The following is a 234-nucleotide window of genomic DNA, read 5'->3' as shown; positions in this document are numbered from 1 at the left end:
GTCCGTCCGGTTTCCGCCACCCGCACCGAAATCACGCTGACCACCAGCTCCGATCCGGGCGGCGCGCTGCCGCGCTGGGTCGCCAATCTGGTGGCCACCGACATGCCGCGCCACACCCTGACCGCCCTGCGTCAGGAGCTGCGCAACCCCGCCTATGCCGAAGTCGCCACCCGGGGCTCGGCGGTGGTGAAGGAGAGCCTGCAACGCTACCGGCTCTGACGCTGCCGGCAGGCG

1 protein-coding gene is annotated in these 234 nt (G+C 71.8%); it reads left to right on the top strand.

All coding sequences use genetic code 11. From position 1 onward, the window contains the following. Window positions 1-219, top strand: a 219-nt coding sequence (locus KVT37_RS33045) for a hypothetical protein (RefSeq protein ID WP_217579107.1), incomplete at its 5' end; no start/stop codon positions are given. Window positions 220-234 lie beyond the last annotated feature (15 nt).

Source organism: Mesorhizobium sp. GbtcB19 (assembly GCF_019091085.1).
In the GTDB taxonomy this organism is placed as follows: Bacteria; Pseudomonadota; Alphaproteobacteria; order Rhizobiales; family Rhizobiaceae; genus Mesorhizobium.
The sequence above is the reverse complement of the archived record's forward strand: the minus strand, read 5'-3'. Positions and strand labels throughout refer to the sequence as shown.